Source organism: Rhodococcus mengyinensis, assembly GCF_048381435.1.
GTDB classification, from domain to species: domain Bacteria; phylum Actinomycetota; class Actinomycetes; order Mycobacteriales; family Mycobacteriaceae; genus Rhodococcus_F; species Rhodococcus_F opacus_D.
On sequence record NZ_JBLWIT010000135.1, the window covers coordinates 150,854 to 169,639 of the forward strand.

Annotated in this window: 21 protein-coding genes; 16 read left to right on the plus strand and 5 right to left on the minus strand. The window is 68.1% G+C overall.

Annotated elements, in window-relative coordinates; genetic code table 11:
• Positions 1–179: 179 nt before the first annotated feature.
• The 5 genes from ACNJ7E_RS33455 (at position 180) to ACNJ7E_RS33475 (ending at position 5,255) form a co-directional block, all read left to right on the plus strand.
• Positions 180–707 (plus strand): hypothetical protein, encoded by a 528-nt coding sequence (locus ACNJ7E_RS33455; protein WP_007298283.1) that lies wholly within the window; start codon positions 180–182, stop codon positions 705–707.
• A 276-nt stretch (positions 708–983) separates the two neighbouring features.
• Positions 984–1,694 carry a TMEM165/GDT1 family protein gene (locus ACNJ7E_RS33460; protein WP_418341923.1) on the plus strand — a complete coding sequence of 237 codons (711 nt, stop codon included), beginning with the start codon at positions 984–986 and terminating at the stop codon, positions 1,692–1,694.
• An 82-nt stretch (positions 1,695–1,776) separates the two neighbouring features.
• The gene (locus tag ACNJ7E_RS33465; protein ID WP_280781916.1) at positions 1,777–3,453 is read left to right on the plus strand and encodes an NAD(P)/FAD-dependent oxidoreductase; all 1,677 of its coding nucleotides are present in this window, start codon (positions 1,777–1,779) and stop codon (positions 3,451–3,453) included.
• A 13-nt stretch (positions 3,454–3,466) separates the two neighbouring features.
• Positions 3,467–4,915, plus strand: coding sequence for an ATP-binding protein (locus tag ACNJ7E_RS33470; RefSeq protein WP_418341924.1), 1,449 nt, complete (start codon positions 3,467–3,469; stop codon positions 4,913–4,915).
• Entirely contained in the window at positions 4,908–5,255 is a 348-nt protein-coding gene (locus tag ACNJ7E_RS33475) for a UBP-type zinc finger domain-containing protein (RefSeq protein ID WP_418341925.1), read from the plus strand. The genes ACNJ7E_RS33470 and ACNJ7E_RS33475 overlap by 8 nt, the downstream gene beginning before the upstream one ends.
• Positions 5,256–5,264: 9 nt before the next feature.
• Here ACNJ7E_RS33475 and ACNJ7E_RS33480 read toward each other — a convergent pair whose 3' ends face one another.
• Positions 5,265–5,612: a hypothetical protein gene (locus ACNJ7E_RS33480; RefSeq protein WP_418341926.1), complete on the minus strand. Its 348-nt coding sequence runs from the start codon at positions 5,610–5,612 to the stop codon at positions 5,265–5,267.
• A gap of 168 nt (positions 5,613–5,780) precedes the next feature.
• Between ACNJ7E_RS33480 and ACNJ7E_RS33485 the strand changes: the two genes are divergently transcribed.
• The 5 genes from ACNJ7E_RS33485 to ACNJ7E_RS33505 all read left to right on the plus strand — a co-directional run bounded on the left by ACNJ7E_RS33485 (position 5,781) and on the right by ACNJ7E_RS33505 (position 10,748).
• Positions 5,781–6,548: an SDR family NAD(P)-dependent oxidoreductase gene (locus ACNJ7E_RS33485; RefSeq protein WP_005562584.1), complete on the plus strand. Its 768-nt coding sequence runs from the start codon at positions 5,781–5,783 to the stop codon at positions 6,546–6,548.
• An 88-nt stretch (positions 6,549–6,636) separates the two neighbouring features.
• Complete coding sequence (locus tag ACNJ7E_RS33490; RefSeq protein WP_418341927.1) at positions 6,637–7,266, plus strand: class I SAM-dependent methyltransferase; 630 nt, start codon at positions 6,637–6,639, stop codon at positions 7,264–7,266.
• 74 nt (positions 7,267–7,340) lie between these two features.
• Positions 7,341–7,676: a hypothetical protein gene (locus ACNJ7E_RS33495; protein ID WP_280781921.1), complete on the plus strand. Its 336-nt coding sequence runs from the start codon at positions 7,341–7,343 to the stop codon at positions 7,674–7,676.
• On the plus strand, positions 7,673–9,958 hold the full coding sequence (locus ACNJ7E_RS33500; protein ID WP_418341928.1) for a TPR repeat domain-containing protein: 2,286 nt from the start codon (positions 7,673–7,675) through the stop codon (positions 9,956–9,958). Before ACNJ7E_RS33495 ends, ACNJ7E_RS33500 begins: the two co-directional genes overlap by 4 nt.
• Positions 9,959–10,070: 112 nt before the next feature.
• Complete coding sequence (locus tag ACNJ7E_RS33505; RefSeq protein ID WP_418341929.1) at positions 10,071–10,748, plus strand: hypothetical protein; 678 nt, start codon at positions 10,071–10,073, stop codon at positions 10,746–10,748.
• 51 nt (positions 10,749–10,799) lie between these two features.
• Here ACNJ7E_RS33505 and ACNJ7E_RS33510 read toward each other — a convergent pair whose 3' ends face one another.
• Together ACNJ7E_RS33510 and ACNJ7E_RS33515 are read right to left on the minus strand one after the other, a co-directional pair.
• Positions 10,800–11,474 carry a YoaK family protein gene (locus ACNJ7E_RS33510; protein WP_280781924.1) on the minus strand — a complete coding sequence of 225 codons (675 nt, stop codon included), beginning with the start codon at positions 11,472–11,474 and terminating at the stop codon, positions 10,800–10,802.
• A 36-nt stretch (positions 11,475–11,510) separates the two neighbouring features.
• Positions 11,511–13,067 carry a TM0106 family RecB-like putative nuclease gene (locus ACNJ7E_RS33515; RefSeq protein ID WP_418341930.1) on the minus strand — a complete coding sequence of 519 codons (1,557 nt, stop codon included), beginning with the start codon at positions 13,065–13,067 and terminating at the stop codon, positions 11,511–11,513.
• A gap of 162 nt (positions 13,068–13,229) precedes the next feature.
• Here ACNJ7E_RS33515 and ACNJ7E_RS33520 point away from each other — a divergent pair, with 162 nt between their 5' ends.
• Genes ACNJ7E_RS33520 through ACNJ7E_RS33540 form a run of 5 tightly spaced genes read left to right on the plus strand, consistent with a single transcriptional unit; the run spans position 13,230 to position 16,603 of the window.
• A complete protein-coding gene (locus tag ACNJ7E_RS33520) occupies positions 13,230–13,883 on the plus strand; it encodes a DUF6474 family protein (protein WP_280781925.1) in 654 nt (217 codons plus the stop codon).
• A gap of 18 nt (positions 13,884–13,901) precedes the next feature.
• Entirely contained in the window at positions 13,902–14,420 is a 519-nt protein-coding gene (locus tag ACNJ7E_RS33525) for a hypothetical protein (RefSeq protein WP_418341931.1), read from the plus strand.
• A 40-nt stretch (positions 14,421–14,460) separates the two neighbouring features.
• Positions 14,461–15,129: a YcnI family copper-binding membrane protein gene (locus tag ACNJ7E_RS33530; protein ID WP_280781927.1), complete on the plus strand. Its 669-nt coding sequence runs from the start codon at positions 14,461–14,463 to the stop codon at positions 15,127–15,129.
• Positions 15,126–15,659, plus strand: coding sequence for a copper resistance CopC family protein (locus tag ACNJ7E_RS33535; protein WP_280781928.1), 534 nt, complete (start codon positions 15,126–15,128; stop codon positions 15,657–15,659). Before ACNJ7E_RS33530 ends, ACNJ7E_RS33535 begins: the two co-directional genes overlap by 4 nt.
• 5 nt (positions 15,660–15,664) lie before the next feature.
• Positions 15,665–16,603, plus strand: coding sequence for a CopD family protein (locus ACNJ7E_RS33540; protein WP_280781929.1), 939 nt, complete (start codon positions 15,665–15,667; stop codon positions 16,601–16,603).
• A 50-nt stretch (positions 16,604–16,653) separates the two neighbouring features.
• Here the strand turns inward: ACNJ7E_RS33540 and ACNJ7E_RS33545 are convergent, their stop codons facing one another.
• Both ACNJ7E_RS33545 and ACNJ7E_RS33550 read right to left on the minus strand, forming a co-directional pair.
• The gene (locus ACNJ7E_RS33545; RefSeq protein ID WP_418341932.1) at positions 16,654–17,583 is read right to left on the minus strand and encodes an NADP-dependent oxidoreductase; all 930 of its coding nucleotides are present in this window, start codon (positions 17,581–17,583) and stop codon (positions 16,654–16,656) included.
• A 52-nt stretch (positions 17,584–17,635) separates the two neighbouring features.
• A complete protein-coding gene (locus ACNJ7E_RS33550) occupies positions 17,636–18,286 on the minus strand; it encodes a UdgX family uracil-DNA binding protein (protein WP_280781931.1) in 651 nt (216 codons plus the stop codon).
• 105 nt (positions 18,287–18,391) lie between these two features.
• Between ACNJ7E_RS33550 and ACNJ7E_RS33555 the strand changes: the two genes are divergently transcribed.
• Positions 18,392–18,757, plus strand: coding sequence for a RidA family protein (locus ACNJ7E_RS33555; RefSeq protein WP_009477076.1), 366 nt, complete (start codon positions 18,392–18,394; stop codon positions 18,755–18,757).
• The last annotated feature ends 29 nt before the right edge of the window (positions 18,758–18,786 follow it).

An 18,786-nucleotide genomic window follows, 5' to 3' on the forward strand; every position in this document is an offset into this window, starting at 1 on the left:
TTCGTAGCGGCACATTGTGACCATTCTGAGGATTCTCTGAGATGTTCGCCCGCGTGAAGACCCGTTAGCACTCCCCTGCTCTTGTGTGCCAGGCACTGTCGGGCGCATTCTTCAAGTACCCAACGAGGTGTGCAGAACGAATCATGTTCGAAGCGTGTCATCACACCGAGGAGGCAGAGATGAACAGGGACGGCTACATCGGCATCTCGCCCTTCCAGGCCGCGGGTACTTTGCGGGGATTCGTCATTTCCGGGCGCTGGCCCGACACCACCAAGGAATGGGCCCAGTTGCTCGCGCTCGCCGTGCGGGTGGCGTGCGTTCCGGGGCTGCTCCACACCACGACCGTCTTCGGCGCGCACGAGGACCTGCCCGAGGAGCCCGAACCCGAGACCGTCGGCCTCGTGGTGGCCGAGGGCACAGTTCTCGGGGAGTTCGCGCTCGCTCCCGGCCGCTTCGCGGATCATCAGCCGCCGGCGCTGATGATGCTGCACCCGCCGTCCGAGACGACCCCGTCGCTCCCGGAGTGCGTGGGCGCCGCGTCGGGCTGTGTCCTGCTCCCCGGACTCCCCCACCTGGGGCTGGAACACCGGGCGGCGTGGGTGGAGGCAGAAGCGGACGGGACGGTGACGTCCATGGTCAGCCGGGTCGGTATCGACCCGATCAGCGATCCCGACACTGCCGTTTTGGCCATGCTGCTGGCCTCGTGAGGGTACCCGAAGTTTCTGCGGTCGGTGCCCCAAACTTATTGCCGCCTTTGCCTTTTCAAATAAGTCACGCTAACGTTACGGACATCGAAGGGGAGTAGCCCCCAATCGCCTGTGTCGACATACTGGCTCGTTGCTTCACCGCACCGGACCCGGCCTGGCGAACCGCCGCCGGATCACTCGGCGCCGGTGGGCGAGACCTTCGGCCGGACAGACGTACCCGCGTCTGCCAGGCCGGAGGAATCCACCCGTCATCCTCCGACCGACCACAGGAGGAGGATGCCCGTGCTGACCGCCGCACTACTGAGCTTCGGCGTGATCTTCGTCGCCGAACTAGGAGACAAATCCCAGCTGATGGCAATGACGTTCGCCCTGCGCTACCGCTGGTGGGTCGTGATCGCCGGCATCACCGTCGCGACCACCGTGGTCCACCTGGCGTCCGTCGCCGTCGGCCACTACCTCGGTGTCGCGCTCCCGACCGCGGCGATCAGCATCGTCGGCGGTGCGGCCTTCCTGATCTTCGGTGCGTGGACGCTGCGCGGCGACGACCTCAGCGAGGACGAGCAGCTCAAGGCAGGGCGGGCCACCCGCTCGGCGTTCCTGGCCGTCACGTCCGCCTTCTTCCTCGCCGAACTCGGCGACAAGACCATGCTCGCCACCATCACCCTCGCCACCGACCACGACACCATCGGCGTATGGATCGGCTCGACCGTCGGCATGGTCGCGGCCGACGCCCTCGCCATCGTCGTCGGCGCCGTGCTGGGTAAGCATCTGCCCGAGAGTGTCATCCGCATCGGCGCGGCCGTTCTGTTCTTCGCGTTCGGCATCTGGTTGCTGCTCGAGGGCCTGCTCCCCGGCAACGTGGCCGGCCCGATCGCCGGCACCGCCGTCGTCGTTCTGGCGCTGGCCGGTGCGGCCGGTCGCGCCGTGTGGTCACGGCGCCGCCGCGGTGCCGCGGCTGAGCCCGAACAGATGCAGCACCAGGACTGAACCCGGTCGACAAAGCCGCGCCCTCGGGCAATACTCGGAAGCCTTGGAGTACCTCGCAGTTCTCACGGACGAGAGGGCGTGTGTGAACCATCCCGTAGCGAGCGGCAAGCCTGCGATTCTCACCGTCGACGACGATCCCGGGGTCTCGCGCGCCGTCGCCCGCGATCTGCGGCGCCGATACGGTGAGAAGTACCGGATCATCCGCGCCGAATCCGGCGAGTCCGCACTCGACGCGATGAAGCAGATGAAGCTGCGCGGGGATCCCGTCGCGGCGATCCTCGCGGACTACCGGATGCCGTCGATGAGCGGGATCGAGTTCCTCGAGAAGGCCATGGACCTGTATCCGGTCGCGCGGCGAGTGCTGCTCACGGCCTACGCCGACACCGACGCGGCCATCGAGGCGATCAACGTCATCGACCTCGACCACTACCTGCTCAAACCGTGGGACCCGCCCGAGGAGAAGCTGTACCCGGTGGTCGACGCCCTGCTCGAGGCGTGGGCGTCGTCGGATCACCACCCCGCCGAGGAGACGAAGGTCGTGGGTCATCGCTGGGCGCCGCGGTCCTCGGAAGTGCGCGAGTTCCTGGCCCGCAACCAGCTGTCGTACCGCTGGTACATGTCGGACGAGCCGGAGGGCGGGCGGCTGCTCACCGCCGCAGGCGAGGACGGCCGGCGCCTGCCCGTGGTGATCTGCTCCGACGGCGAATGCCTGGTGGAGCCGTCGGACACCGAACTGGGACGGCATCTCGGACTCCGGACCGACCCGTCGGAGAACTTCTACGACCTCGTCGTCGTCGGCGGCGGACCGGCCGGTCTGGGCGCCGCCGTGTACGGGGCCTCGGAGGGTCTGCGCACCGCCCTGATCGAACGGACCGCGACCGGCGGGCAGGCGGGTCAGAGTTCCCGCATCGAGAACTACCTCGGTTTCCCCGACGGCGTGTCCGGCGCGCAGCTCGCCGAGCGGGCCCGCAGGCAGGCCACCCGATTCGGGGCCGAACTGATCACCACCCGCGACGTGGTGGCGCTCGAGGTCAACGGATCGGCGCGGACCGTCCGGTTCGCGGACGGGGACACCATCGACGCGCACACGGTGATCCTGGCGACCGGCGTCTCCTACCGGCGTCACCCCGCTCCCGGAGTCGACGACCTCACCGGTCGCGGCGTCTACTACGGATCCGCCGTCACCGAGGCCGCCCGCTGCACCGACCAGGACGTCTACATCGTCGGCGGGGCCAACTCCGCCGGACAGGCGGCGGTCTACCTGTCGCGGGGCGCCCGGTCGGTCACCATCGTCGTCCGGGCGCAGTCGCTCGAGGATTCGATGTCGTACTACCTCGTCCAGCAGATCGAACGGAACCCGCGCATCCGCGTCCGGCCCTGCACCGAGGTGATCGGCGTCGAGGGCGAGGGTCACCTCGAGAAGGTCCGGCTGCGCAACAACGCGACCGGCGACGAGGAGACCGTCGACGCCGGGTTCCTGTTCCTGTTCATCGGCGCCGCCCCGCGGACCGAATGGCTCGAGGGCGTCGTCGCCCGGGACGAGAACGGGTTCGTCGTGTCCGGACCCGACCTCGTCGTCGACGGGAAACCACCGAGCGGCTGGCCCCTCGACCGTCTCCCCCATCACCTCGAGACGAGCGTCCCGGGGATCTTCGCGGCGGGTGACGTGCGCTCCGAATCGGCGAAGCGGGTGGCGTCGGCGGTCGGGGAAGGCGCCATGGCCGTGATGCTCGTCCACCGCTACATCGGCCAACCGTGACCAGGGGCAGACCATGACCCAACTCCCGTGCAATCCCCCCGAGCTGAGGACGTTGTTCCTCTTCGAGAAGCTCACAGCCCACCAGCTCGAGCAGCTCTGCGAGAAAGGGCACGTCGAACTGATCGAACCCGGCCCCGTGTTCGCGGAGGGTGAGATCGCGACGTGCTTCTACGTGCTGATCGAAGGCGAGCTCGTGCTGAGCAAACTGTCGGGCGGCGAGGAGATCGAGTTCAGCCGGACGTCCCAGCGCGGCGTGTACTCCGGGGCCTGGCAGTCGTATCTCGGCGACCGCGCACCCCAGACGTACACCGCGTCGATGCGCGTCACCGCCCCGTCGAAGTTCTTCGTCCTCGACGCCGACCGCTTCGGACAGCTGATGCGCGAATGGTTCCCGATGGCCGTGCACCTGCTGGAGGGGCTGTTCTTCGGCAACCAGAACGCGAAGCAGGTCGTCGATCAGCGGGAACGCCTCCTCGCGCTGGGGTCGCTGTCGGCGGGGCTCACGCACGAGCTCAACAACCCGGCGGCCGCCGCGGTCCGGGCGACGGCGTCGCTGCGCGACCGGGTGTCGCACATGCGGCAGAAACTGAGCGTGATCGCCTCGGGCGTGTACGACCGGCAGGCGCTGGCCACGTTGATCCGGTTGCAGGAGGAAACAGCCGAACTGGTCGCGAAGGCGCCGACGCTGACCCCGCTCGAAGCGTCCGACCGCGAGGACGAACTCGGCGACTGGTTCGACGACCACGGCGTCTCCGGGGGCTGGGACCTGGCGCCCACGTTCGTGCAGGCAGGTCTCGACGTGCCGTGGCTCGAGCGGATCGTCGCCAGCGTCGACGACGAATCGATGGTCGAGAGCGCGATCCGCTGGCTCAACTACACCATCGAGACCGAACTGCTGATGAACGAGATCGCCGACTCGACCGCCCGGGTCTCCACCCTGGTGAACGCAGCGAAACAGTACTCGCAGATGGACCGTGCCCCCTACCAGCGCGTCGATCTGCGGGAACTGCTCGACAGCTCGCTGGTGATGCTCGGCCGCAAGATCGGCGACTCCGTCACGGTGGTGAAGGAGTACGACCCGACGCTGCCGCAGATCCCGGCGTACGCCGCGGAACTCAACCAGGTGTGGACGAACCTCATCGACAACGCCGTCGCCGCCATGGACGGCCACGGCACCCTCACCGTCCGCACCCGCCGCGACGGCGACATGGCCCTCATCGAGATCGGCGACACCGGACCGGGTGTGCCCGAAGAGATCCGGTCGCGCATCTTCGAACCGTTCTTCACGACGAAACCCGTGGGTGAGGGAACCGGACTCGGCCTCGACATCTCGTGGCGGATCGTCGTGAAGAAACATCGCGGCGACCTGCGCGTGGAGTCCGAACCGGGCGACACCCGGTTTCAGGTCCGCATTCCGATCGAACCCGAAGTCGCAGCAGCGGAAGGAGCCTCAGATGGGTGAGCTGGAGGGAATCGACCCGAGCGTGCCGCCGAGCGGAGAGGGGTGCGCCGAGTGCGACAGCGACGGCGGGTGGTGGGTGCACCTGCGCCGGTGCGCGCAGTGCGGCCATATCGGTTGCTGCGACTCCTCCCCGGAACAGCACGCCACCAAGCACGCCGCCGACACCGGGCACCCCGTCGTGCGGAGTTTCGAACCGGGCGAGAACTGGTTCTGGAACTACGCCACCGAGATTGCCTTCGAAGGCCCCGATCTTGCCCCGCCGCAACATCATCCGATCGACCAGACCGTCCCCGGTCCCGCCCCTCGGGTTCCGGCGGACTGGCAGGCGCACATTCACTGACGCGAGTGGTCAGAGTTGCTCGAGGCGGTGTGCCGTCGCCGCATCCTGCTCGTCGTACCGGGCGAGCGCCGCTTCGAACGTCGCCTTCAGATCCAGCGCGTAACGCTCGTGCGCCGCGAACGTCCCGACCGCCGAGTTCTCGACGGGGACGCCCTGGCCGCCGATCGCCGTCGCCCGGAACCGGGCTGCCAGGTCTGCCGCCGACCGCAGATGGGTTTCGCCGAGACCAAAGCTCCCGGGCGCGAGTTCGCGATGCGCTCGCTCTCGCAGGTCCTGCATGTCGGCAGCCAACACCTCGCACGCGGCGATGCACCGCACCAACGCGTCGCGATCCACTTCGAGCCGGTCCTCGCTCATCCGTCCCCCTACGGTCCTGCGCGTCCCCTGATCCGCGCGAGAAGACAAACTACCCGGTCCCCCGCCCACCACGTTTCCCTCGCTGCTGCCCTCACACCGAGCGGGCGTTATGGTGCAGGTCACCAGGGTCGGCCAACGGAGGCCGCCGGGAAAGTAAGGATGCGAACTGTGGAAATTCAGGGAACCGCCGCACTGGTCACCGGAGCGGCCTCGGGCCTCGGCGCCGCCACCGCCAAGCGTCTCGCCGACGCCGGAGCCACCGTGTTCGGACTCGACCTGCAGCAGTCCATCGAGCGCGCCGGCGACAACGTCCCCGACGGCGTGACCCTCCTCGCCACCGACGTCACCAGCGGTGACGAGGTCCAGGCCGCGATCGAGAAGATCGTCGAGTCGGGTCTGCCGCTGCGCATCGTCGTCAACTGCGCCGGCGTCGGCTGGGCCGGGCGCATCCTGTCGAAGAAGGGCCCCCACGACCTCGAACTGTTCCGCACCGTCATCACGGTCAACCTGCTCGGCACGTTCAACGTCATGCGCCTCGCCGCCGACGCCATCGCCAAGACCGACACCGTCGACGAGTCCGGGCAGCGCGGCGTCATCATCAACACCGCATCCGTCGCCGCGTTCGAGGGCCAGATCGGGCAGATCGCGTACTCCGCGTCCAAGGGTGGCGTGCACGGCATGACCGTCCCGGCCGCCCGCGACCTCGCGCAGTTCGGCATCCGCGTCAACACCATCGCCCCCGGCATCATCGACACCCCGATGCTCGCCGGCGTCACCGACGAATACCGCAAGGGCCTCGAAGCGGGCGTGCCGTTCCCCTCCCGCCTCGGTCAGCCCGCAGAGTATGCACAGCTCGCCCAGATGATCGTCGAACACGACTACCTCAACGGTGAGACCATTCGTATGGACGGCGCTCTGCGCATGGCGCCGCGGTAGGCGGCTCCGCCACCCGTGCGCCTTTTTGGTTGCTCCAGCTACCACAAAGGCGCACGGGGCGCGAAGCGCCCTTCGCTGGGAGGTGGGCATGGGTTTCTACTCGGACCGGATCGTTCCGCGGCTCGTCGACATCAGTTGCGGGATGAAGTTCACGGAGCCGACGCGGCGACGCGTCTGCGCCGGTCTGCACGGGCGCGTGGTGGAGATCGGATTCGGATCGGGCCTCAACGTCCCGTTCTACCCGGCCGCCGTCGATTCGGTGAGCGCCGTCGAACCCGCCGACCTCGGCTGGAAGCTGGCGGGCAAGCGGCTGGCGGCGTCGACGACACCGGTCGAGCGGTCCGGTCTGGACGGCCAGTCACTCCCCTTCCCGGACAACAGTTTCGACACCGCGCTGTCCACGTGGACGATGTGCACCATCCCGGATGTCGACGCCGCACTCCGGGAGGTCCGACGCGTCCTGAAACCTGGCGGCACACTGCATTTCGTCGAGCACGGTCTCGCCCCGGACGCCAACGTCCAGCGGTGGCAGCGCCGGCTCGAACCGATCCAGAAGGCCGTCGCCGGTGGGTGCCACCTCACCCGCGACATTCCCACCCTCGTGACGAACGCCGGACTCGACGTCCAGGACCTCGACCGGTTCTACGAGACATCCGCGCCGAAGATCGTCGGCGCCTATTCCCTCGGAGTTGCGGCTTCGCCACCCGTGCGCGGTTGAGGAGTCCAGGGACTCGTCGAGCACGCACGGGACGCTAGGCTGCTCTCGATTCGCGAACAGACGAGGGGGGCTTCGTGGGAACGTTGAAAGCTGATCTGGATGAGCTCGAAAAGCTGGGGGGAACCTTGCACGGGCTTGCCGACGAGGCGAGCGGTTTGAGAACCGGCCCGGCGGCGGGACCGTTCATGTCGAGCGTGGGGGGCGTGATGTCCTCGGTCATCGAGGCGGCCGGGATCTCGGCGGATCTCGTTGATGGAGCGCTTGTCCCAGCGATCAAGGAAAGACTCGGCGAGACCGGGGACGTGATGATCCACGTTGCGCAGGAGTACCGCAGCCAGGACGAATCGTCGGCCGACCGATTCGTTACTGCCTACACGAACGCAACGGGCGACTGGAGCGGTGACGCATGAGCATCACCCGGACCCAGATCGAATCCTGGAATCCCTCGACGCTGACCGAGATCGGTGACGCCTGGATCGCCCTCGGCACCAAGGTCGAAGATCTCTTCACTCGATACGTCGACGGCGTGACCAAGGTCAACGACGCCTACTGGGAGGGTAAGACCGCCGAGGCCGCCCAGAACAGAGCGAACGCCGACAAGACGACAGCCCTTGTGGTGGTGGATCAACTCGAAGCTCTCGCCAACCGCGCGAAACAGGGTTTCCACGATGTGGACGCGCCCCTGCAGCGCGCACGGATGGCGATCACGGCCGCGGAGTCTGCGGGTTTCCTTGTAGCCGACGACTTGACCGTCACCGATCCCGCGAACCCCGATCCCGACAACGATCGCGTGACCGAGATGACCGGATGGCAACGCGAGATCGTCGACGCGGCGTCGGCGACGGAGACCGCCGACGCGAGCGTCAAGGCTGCGCTCAATTCGGCTCGCGACGGATTACGGGCCACCTTCACTTCAGCCGCGGCACTGGGCTCCGATCAAGGCGCGTCCGACGGGACGCAACTCGTGTCCGATCCCGCCGGAATGGATCCAGAGCAGGTCCGGCGGCTGATTGAGGCCGGGGAACTGACACCCGGACAACTCGACGCCGTGAACTCCGGCAACACCGCGACAGTCCCTGCGTCTCAGATGGAGTATCTGAACCAGATCAGCCGGTCGCTGGATGGAAAAAGCCCGCAGGAGATCCAGCAGATCATCGACCAACTGCCCCCGGATTCGGGGCGCGCCCTGGCGAACCCACTCCAGATCGTGTCGAACGACAAGGTCACCGCCACCGTCACAGGCGACTCGCAGGTGCCGACCAACGGCGGCCTGAACCTGCTACCCGACAAGATGCGCGAATCGCTGACCCGCGACGACCTCGTGAACCGCGATTTCAAGATGGTCGGATCCACCGGCGCAGCCAGCGTCGAACTGAACGGTGTCGCCGACAACCAGGCCATCGCGCACATCGTCCAGGCCGGCGATGCGCAATACAAGAACGGCAGCAGCCTCGATCAGCACCTGCTGGAGGTGGGTCGCCAGTACCTCGACGCCCAGGTTGCGCACGAGCAGAACCCCAACCACACGTTCGAGTACTTCACAGTCGACGGTCGAGGTACCGAGAACACGGCGATCACCGAAAGCATCTTCACCGCCGTCGGCGACGACAAGATCGCCGTCGAGAACGCTGTCACCCATCCCGACACCGGCCAGAACCTGGTTCGCGACGTCCTCACGCACAACTGGTCCGACAACGGGCAATCGGCAGCCTCGATGTTCCAGTTCGGCGTCGCCGAGGCCACAGTCGAGGACCCCGACAATCGAGCCGACGTCGTATCCGCCACACGCAGCGGGCAGATCATGTCGGCCGTCGCCGAGAACATGAGTACCGACTGGGACACGCTGAGGGGAATACCCGGAACCAACGGGCAATCCGTCGGGGAGATCAATGCGGACCTCCTTCGGACCGTGTCTCACAGCATGAGTCCGTACATCGGCGATCTCGCGGGTGCCGGCAGACCGGAGAACCCCGGATTCGACATCGGCACTTGGGCAGACCCGGCCGACAACAACCACTTCGGCGGCTCGGCGAACGTCTTCGCCGTCATGAACACCGACCCGGAGGCGGGTACACATTTCACACAGTCCTCGATGCAGGAAATCCTCGCCGCCGAGGGCCGGTACGCGCACGACCCGTCGGCACCCCTGGCCGGTGGCGACCTCTCCGCCGCCGGCCGAATCCACGGCCTCATGGACCGGGGGCTACTCCTCTCGACCGAGGACAGCTACAGCGACAAGGCCGAGCAGGCGCAGGCCATCTACGACCGCAAGGCCGCGGCCTACGGTGCGCTCACCAGCGTCGGCTCCGTAGGCCTGGACCGACTGCCCGGCGGGGAGTTCATCAACACCATGATCGACGCCGGCGGCGACCCGTTGAAGGACGCCATCATCGGCAAAGCGCCGGGGCCGGCACCATCCGTTCCCCTGGAGGCTCCTGACTTCTACCGCGACTACTACAACATCCTGCGGGCGACACCCGTTCTTCCCGAGTCATTCCGTCAGGAGTACCCATGGGCGTTCGACGGGTCCGGAAATCTCCTGTCGTGGGATGACGTGAGGTCGAATCCCGACCTGGATCTGCGGATGAAAGATGGTTACCAAGACATGTTCAACCATCTCGGAGATCCGGCTGACGGCAATGGCGAGCGCATCCGAAACGGGTACGACGATGTGGTCCGCAATGACGGGTAACCGCGGAGCGCGGATCGGGTGGTCAGCGGCGGCGACGCTGATGCTCGCATCAGGATGCGGGACGAACCCGAGCAATGAACCGGCACCGGCACCAGCCGCACAAGGACGAGAAGTGCTGTATTCCAACGTCTGGTCAGCCGATCAGGGGATCGACCTGTTCGGCCGGGGCGCCGAATTGGTACGAGCAAGCTACGAGGCCGGCGACTACACGGCATTCGTGGGTCTCGAGAACTCGTATCCAGGTTTCGGCAGAGCGGTGGGTGGCGAGGCTCATCATGGTGATCCCGACATCGAGTCCTTCATGACCGCACTCGAACCCGAGAACGATTCGCAGGCTCCGGGAACGAGCTTCGCGCATATCAGTGCCTATGAGTCCACCGAGACCACACTTGCGGCAACGGTGTGCAATTACTACCTTTTCCCGCAGAACGGTACGAATATCTCGCTCAATCCACTCAACATGGCGTTCCGGGTCGAACTCGAGCGCACTGCCGACGACCCCGGACAGCCGGGTGTTCCTGACACCGACGCCGCTGAGCACGATCCCCGCGCGCATCGGGTACCGACGTGGAATGTGTTCGAGGGCTGGAAGATCACCAAGCTCCATTACCTGCGTCGGCTGAATGGTGATGTCATTCCACAGGGCTGCACGGACTGGTGGCAGCAGCAGTTCCCGGCGTTCGCCCCGAATGCGTCCGGCAACCTCGTGCCGCCTGCCGGGTTCGAACCGCCGACCATGCCTGTTGCCGTGCAGTATCCGGAGTGGATCGGGCCCGCGAATTCCGAGTAGCCGGCTTCGCCGCCCGTGCGCGGTTGAGGAGTCCAGGCACTCGTCGACCGCTCACAGGCGGCGCCGCCGCCTGTCGTCGATGTAGAACAGCACGAGGGCTCCGCACAGGAGGGCGGCGGGGATCCAGGCGGCGGATCCGCCGAAGTAGCGGGTGGCGAATGCTCCGACGACGGCCCCACCGGCGAAGCTGCTGACGATGGCGGCGTACACCCGGGTGTGCTGACGCGATTCGGGGACCTTCTCGATGAATCCGGCATACGCCGACTCGGTGAAGCGCATGAGGTTGCCGGTGGTGGCGACGGCGATGTACGACAGCGACCCGATGGTGCGGAACAGGCCGAACTGCATGGCCGCGACGAACGCAATGGGAACGGTGACCAGCGCGTTGGGGACGTTTGCGGGAACGAACGCGACCGCGACGAGTACGACGATCTGCGCGACCATGGCGATCCGTATCGGGTGGTCGAAGACGCTGTGGGCGAGTTCGCTCTTGAGCAGGTGTGCGAACGCGACACCGACGATGAACGCGAGGATCGGCCACAGGTGGGCCCGGGCGGCGTGGAAGTGACGCTCCGACAGGTCGATGGCCATGAGGATGACGTTGCCGGTCTGGGCGTTCGCGAAGACGCCGCCGCGGCTGATGTAGGTGTAGGCGTCGAGGAAGCCGCCCGCGGCGGTGAGGAGCAGAGCGAACCGCAGCGTCGTGGATGTCTTCGGCACCTCCACCTGACCACCCCTACCGAATCGGGCCTGCTTTGCAGCCTAGAGGTCGGACGCGAGCGGGATCTCCTTCTCGGCCCGATCCGACATCCATTCGCGCAGCACTTTCGTGGCGATGACGTCGTCCTCGTTGTATTGCAGCAGTCGTTCGCGCTGGGTGAGGTCGGGTTCGCCGTCGTAGCCGACGGCTTCGCGGTACCAGCTCATCGACGCTTCACCGCTGGCGTCGGCGTCGCGCCACCGGAATCCGGCGACCGGGGCGATCTTCTTGAGGCCCTTGCCGCCCGGGCAGATGAACTGGTCGCTGATGGCCTGATAGATGTCGACCCATTGTGGGCTGTCGATGAATTCCCGGATCTCGGCCTCGGTGGGGATGCCGGGTGTCCCGGCGAACCGGCGGGCGGAGTCCAGCAACCATTTGTCCTCCGCGGACCTCGAATAGCAGTACGCGGCGAAGGTTCTGCCGCTCAGCGCCGCCGCTTCCCGCTCGGCCATCAGCCACGTCCAGAATTCGGCGAACGACCGCGCCTCGTCCTGCGTCGGCACTGGGTCCCAGCTGACGAACGGCCGGTACGCCGACACCCCGTCCACGTTGAGAAGCGTGCCCCACAGGTAGGCGCCGTGTTCCTGGTAGCTCTCCATGTCGACGTCCACCTCGACGTCCGCGCGGGTCACCCGGATCTCCGGGAACCGTCGCACCAGCGGTGCTCCCGCGAGCCACGCCTTCGCGGTGACGACGGCGTCCTCGAACGCGCCGTGCGGCCAGTCCTCGAGCGGTTCGCGGTCCCACGCCGCGAGGTCGTCGATGGTGTGGCAGCCCGCGTCGCGCAGCATGTCGGCGCGGGAACCGGTGGCCACCAGGCTCACGTCGTGTGTCTGGGTCAACTGCTCCTCGCACCCGGGCCACCACGGGCAGGAACGGCATTCGCCGATCCTCGACGGCACGGTCGCCGATTCCCCGCGGGCGACGGCGAGCCGGTCGGCGAAGCGTTCGTCGTAGTCGTCGAGGATGGTGGTGAGGTCGTGCACGAAGATGACATCGGAGCCGTAGCCGATCGCGCCGGCCACCAGGGCCGGACTCGCGAACCCGTGCCGCTCGAGCATCCGATACACCTGCGCGACGCGCATCTGGTCGCGGACCTGGCTGCGAGGCTTCCGCGTCGCGTCCTCCTGCGGTCGCCACTCGAACATGTCCGACGTCAGCGCGCCGCGGCCGGGATCGGTGACCTTGTGATTGACGACGATCACGGGGATGTACCCGCCGTGGTCCTCGTCACGGATGAGGATCTCGCAGCGCGCCCGCCGGCCGGCGTCCCGGTCGAGTGGGAGCACGGCTCCCCAGATGCGGTCGGCGCCCGCCTCGCACGCGGCCAGGGTGTCCTCGGCCCGCAGGCGCAGGCTCTGCTCGGTGTCGATCTGCACCCACCGTTCCGGTGCGTGGCCGGTGAGGATCCGGCGGACGTCTTCACGCTTGGCGGCGGCGGCATCCTGACGCTGGCGGACGCCCGGATCCTCGGGCGCGGCCGCGAGTTGGTCGGGGAACGCCGCGTCGAGGTGCACCCGGTGGCGGCACCGCGTCAGTGCGCTGGCATCGATCACCGTCCCCGACGCCTTTCCGGGAGAGGCGTCGGGTTCTGATTGCTGACCGATATGGGAACACACGATGACGAAGATTATGTGCTCCCCTAGGCTGATCCCGAAGCACCGGATGCAGTTGGTAGCGTGGGCTGCGCTGAAACACCAGGAAAAGGGGTCTTTTCGATGGGGTTGTTCAAGAAACGTAAGTCCCGAGCCACCCGCAAGGCGGAAGCCAAGGCACTCAGGCACAAGGCCGGAGTGGAGGCGAAGCTGAGCGCGAAGAACGAACGGAAGCGCGACAAGCAGTCCGCCAAGGCCGGCCGCAAGCTCGAGGCTGCCGAGCTGAAGTCACTGAAGAAGGTCGAGAAGGCTCAGATCGCTGCGCTGAAGGCCGAGGAGAAGGCCGCGGCCCAGAAGGGTTTCACGGTCGCCGCCGTCCGCAAGTACCTCGGTGTCGCACGCCTGCTGACGCCGGTGCTGCTGCCGATCGCCTACCGGGCCGCCACGGTCGTGCGCGGGCAGATCGATGCCCGCCGTGCCGACCGGATGGGCGTCGACATCGACCAGCTCGCCAACTTCACCGGGCACGGCGCCAAGCTCAGCGCCCGCATCGCCGGTGCCGAAAGCTCCACCACGGAGATCCTCGGGCAGAAGCCGGACGACGCGGAGACGCAGAAGTTCGCCGCCGCGATCCGTGAGCGCCTCGGTGATCTGAGCACCGCCGTCCGCGCGGCCGAGCAGATGCCGCAGGCCCGCCGTAAGGCCGCTCATCACGCCATCTCGTCCGAACTCGACGGAGTCGAAGCCGATCTCCTCGCCCGCCTCGGCGTGCGCTGAACGACCCGACCCACCGCAATGTCCCCTGCCCGCCCCGCCGCGACCGCCACCCTTCGGGGCTCGGCGGTCGGCGCGCTCGTGGCCGCTCTCGCGGTCGCCGCGCACGGCATCGGCGGGGGCGGCCTTCCCGAATCCGCCGCGCTGACCCTGCTGCTCGTCACGTGCAGCGGTGTCGGTGCGGTCACCGCGCAACTGCCCGCCCGCTTCCACGGACCGCTCGCGCTGATGGGTGCCCTCGGTGTCGGCCAGGTGGCCGGACACTTCGCACTGACGCTCATTTCGCACGTGCACTCGGTGGTCCCGGCCGTGCCGATGCTCGCCGCGCACGCGGCCGCCACCGCGATCTGCGCCCTGCTGGTCGCGAATGCCGAGCGTCTGTACGGCCCCCTCGTGCACGTCTGGCGGGTGGTGCTCCGCGGCGCACCGCAGCCCGTCTCGGCGGTGACCACGGCACACGTCCCCGCGCGTCCCGCGAATCCCGTGGTCGCCCTGCTGCGCGCGAGCATTTCGCGTCGCGGTCCCCCGGTCCCGGTCTGACTCTCACCTCTTCTCCGTTCAGACCCTCAAAGGACCTTCGATGAATTCCCTCGTTTCCCGTGCCCTTTTCACGGCCGGTGCCGCCGGTGGCGCCATGCTGCTCGCGGCCGGTGTCGCGGCCGCCCACGTGACCGTCGTCGCCCCCGGCGCCGAGCAGGGCGGCTACTCCGTCCTGACGTTCCGCGTTCCCACCGAATCCGAGACGGCGTCCACCACCAAGCTGACCGTCACGCTCCCCGACCTGAAGTCGGCCCGCACCACACCGCTGCCGGGGTGGACGTCCGTCGTCGAGAAGGACCCGACGTCCAAGCTCGCGAAGTCCGTGACGTGGACCGCCGACCCCGGTGTCGGTGTGACGCCCGGCCAGTTCCAGCAGTTCGAACTGTCCGCCGGACCGCTGCCGGAGCAGGACGAGGTGTCGTTCCCGGCCGCCCAGACGTACAGCGACGGCGAGGTCGTCAACTGGGATCAGGCGGTCGGTGCCGACGGCGCGGAGCCCGACAAGCCGGCACCCACGCTCACACTGGCCGCGGCGAGCGGTGAAGACCACAGCCACGACGCGGGTGGCGCCACGACGTCCGAGGAGACCGAGACGACCGCGTCCGGCACCGACGACACCGCCCGCTGGCTGGGCGGCATCGGCCTGGTCCTCGGCGCGCTCGGTGCGGCCCTCGGTCTCGGTGCCATGGTCCGGAGCCGTCGCTCATGACAAGACGCACCACCTTCACGTCGGTGAAGGTGATCGCGGTCGGACTGCTGACCATGCTCGCGAGCATGCTCGGGGCCGGCACCGCGCTCGCCCATTCCGTGGTGATCAGCTCCACCCCCGAGAACGGCGCGGAGATCGCGTCCGGCCCGGAACGGGTGAGCGTCACGTTCAACGAGGCGCTGCAGGAATCGTTCGCGTCCCTCACCGTGGTGGGGCCCGACGGCAACCTGTGGACCAAGGGTGACCCCGCCGTCGAGGGGCCCACGGTCAGTGCCGAACTCGGCGAACTGGGACCGGCCGGTGTGTACACCGTCGCGTTCCGCGTCACGTCCGCCGACGGGCATCCGGTGAGCGGAACCCGCACGTTCACCCTCACCGAGGAGGGGTCGGGCACCCCCGGCGCCGCAGCGGACAGCTCGGGTGAATCCGGCAGCGGCGGAGTTCCGCTGTGGCCGTTCATCGTTGCCGGTGTGCTCGTGTTCGGCGGCGGACTGTGGTTCGCGCTCCGCAAGCCTCGCGGCGAGAACTGAGCACGGTGGGTACGGCGCGACAGTCCTGGCTGCTGTTCGCCGTACCCACATCGCTCGTCGGGGTCGCATGCGGTTGGGCGTTGGCGCAACCGGAAGACCCGTCACCGTCGAGCGCCGTCCGGGCGCTGTGCCTGGTGCTCGGTTCGGCGGTGCTCGGACTCGCCGCACTGGGCTGGTGGAGTCGCGCGGACAGCCGTCCCCTCGTGCGGGACCAACGGCTGTGGCGGTTGTCGACCGCCGTCGCCGGTGCGTGGATGCTCGCCGAGGCGGTGCTGCTGTCGATGACGGCGGCGGAGGCCGACGCCCTGGGATTGTCCGAGCTGTCGGTCGGACGGTTCGGCGCGTACGTGACCGAGATCAGCGCGGGACGCGTCGACCTCGCCGTTCTCGTGTGCACGGCCGCAGCCACCGCGTGGTCGGCGGTCGCGTTCCGCCGCAGCGACGCCCGGCTCCCCGTCCCGGTGCTGGTGCTCGCGGCGCTCGCCCTGGTGGCCCGCCCGATCACCGGCCACATGTCGCAGCAAGTTCTCGGCTCGGTCCTCGACGTCGTCCATGCCCTCGCCGCCGCCGTGTGGTTCGGGCTCCTCGCCGCCCTCGGTCTGACGCTCCGGTCGCGCGGGGACTGGTCGTCGTGGCTGCCGCGGTATTCCGTCGTCGCGTGGCGGTGCGTGTGGCTGCTGACCGCGACCGGGATCGTCGACGCCGCGGTCCGGCTGGGCGGGGTGACGCCGCTGTTCGACACCGGTTACGGCCGCATCGTGCTCGCCAAGGCGGTGGCGTTGGCGGCGCTCCTCGGACTCGGCTGGTGGTGGCGGCGAACGTGGGTCGGGCAGGCGGCCGCGCACCGGATCAGCGCCGAAGGGTCCCTGCGACGGGCGATCGTGGAGGTGGTGGTGATGGCCGTTCCGTTCGGTCTCGCCGCCGCCCTTGCCACCACCGCCTGACCCGTGAGTACTTATTAACGTGCGGCGGTTAATAAGTACTCACGGGCGCGTCAGCGCAAGAGGATCTTTCCGCGGCTGCCGCCCTTCTCGCCGGCGCGCTGCGCGTCGGCCGCGTCGGTCAGCGGGAACGTGCGGGCGGGCGGGAGGGCCAGTTTCCCGTCCGCGGCGAGGGCGCCCAGCCGGCGCAGTGTCTCCGCGTTCCGGTCGCCGGCGTTGCCGGACGAGAACGTGATTCCCAGCCCGAACGCGGCACCGTCCGACAGCGTCACGATCCGGTCGGTGCCCCCGCGCAGGTCCATCGCCGCCTCGAGTCCGCCGAAGCCGACGTCGAGGACGGCGTCGACACCGTTCGGGGCCAGTTCGCGGACCCGGCCCGCCAGCCCCTCGCCGTACGTCGTGGGGGTCACGCCCAGCTCCCGCAGCGCGTCGTGGTGCTTCTCGCTCGCGGTGCCGATCACGGTGACACCCGAATCCAGCGCCAGTTGCGCCGCAAGGGTTCCCACCGCCCCCGATGCGCCGTTCACCAGCAACGTCTCACCGGATTTCAGCTTCAGGAGCCGCAGTCCACGGGTGGCTGCCTCGCCGGCGACGGGGATGGTGGCGGCGTCCGTCCAGCTCAACCCTTGCGGCTTCGGCACGACGATCGAGGCGAGCGCGTATTCGGCGTAGCCGCCGGTGTCGGACCAGCCGAACACCTCGTCACCCACCACCACGCCGGTCGCGTCCGGACCGACCGCGTCGACCACGCCGGCGACTTCACTGCCCGGGATCTTCGGGAACTGCACCGACATCACCTCGGCCATCGAGCCCGACCGCAGCTTCCAGTCGATGGGGTTCACTCCGGCGGCCCGGATGACGAGGCGTACCTGGTTGCCGGTGGGTTCGGGGAGGGGGACGTCGTGGGTCTCGAGCACCTCGGGACCACCGTAGGACGAGTAGGAGACTGCCTTCATGGTCTGCTTCGGGTTGGAATTCGTCATGCCAACAATCTCGTCCTCGGCGGTCCGTCGCGCCAGAGATTCGGCTGGTTGATCACAGGGCTGCGGCGGCCTTCTTCAGATCGGCGACGAGGGCGCCGAACGCGTCGTCCCGATCCTCCGAAGGTCCGCGGAGCACGGCGGACGGGTGAATCGTCACGAAGACGTCCGGATCCACGTCGACGTCGACCTCGCCGTCGAGGTGCAGCAGCTCCCCGCGGTGTTCGGTGAGGCGGAACGACGGGCCGAGCAACGCCTGCGCGGCGGTGGCCCCGAGGCACACGAGGACGTCGGGCTGGACCGCCGCCAGTTCGGCGATCAGCCACGGCCGGCACGCGACGATCTCGGTGCGGTTCGGCTTCTTGTGGATTCGACGCTTGCCGCGTTCGGCGGGGACGAACTTGAAGTGCTTGACCGCGTTGGTGACGTAGGTGAGGTCCCGGTCGATGCCCGCCGCATCGAGCGCCTTGTTCAGGAGTTTTCCTGCCGGACCGACGAACGGTTCACCGACGCGGTCTTCCTGATCGCCGGGTTGTTCGCCGACGAGCATCATCCGTGCGGATCGCCTGCCCGCGCCGAAGACGGTCTGCTCGGCGTCGCGGTACAGATCGCAGCCGTGGCACCCGTCCGCCGCGCGGGACAGCGCGTCGAGGTCGACGGTGTCCGGCACGAACGGTGCGGCCGAGGGCTTCGTGGCTCGGGGCATGGGCGTCGAGTACCCGTCGGGCGGAGCTTCATTCGCGCAACCCTGTCAATTAGTTTAGCGCTAAGATATAATCACCGGAGAAGCCCACCGAGAAAGCGAGCCTCCATGTCCCTCACCGAAGTCACCGCCCACCACCCCTACAGCCCGGCCGTGGTCGCCGGCGGACTCGCGTTCGTCTCCGGCGCACTGTCCGTCGATGCCGAGGGCACCGCCGTCCCCGGCCGCACCGAGGCGCTCGACGCCGCCGTCGACCGCATGGTCGATCGCCTCGCCACCGTCGGCGGACAGCTGAAGGACGTCGTCAAGCTCACCTACTACGTCACCGACCTGTCGTTGCGCGAGGAGGCGAACCGCCAGTTCGAGCGCATCTTCGACGAGCCGCGTCCCGCGCGCACCTTCCTGGAGGTCAGCAGCCTCCCCTACGGCGCCATCGCCGAGATCGACGCCGTCGCGGCGGTCGAGGGACGCTGACAGCGCACCCCGCCCGGCAGCGCCGCGGG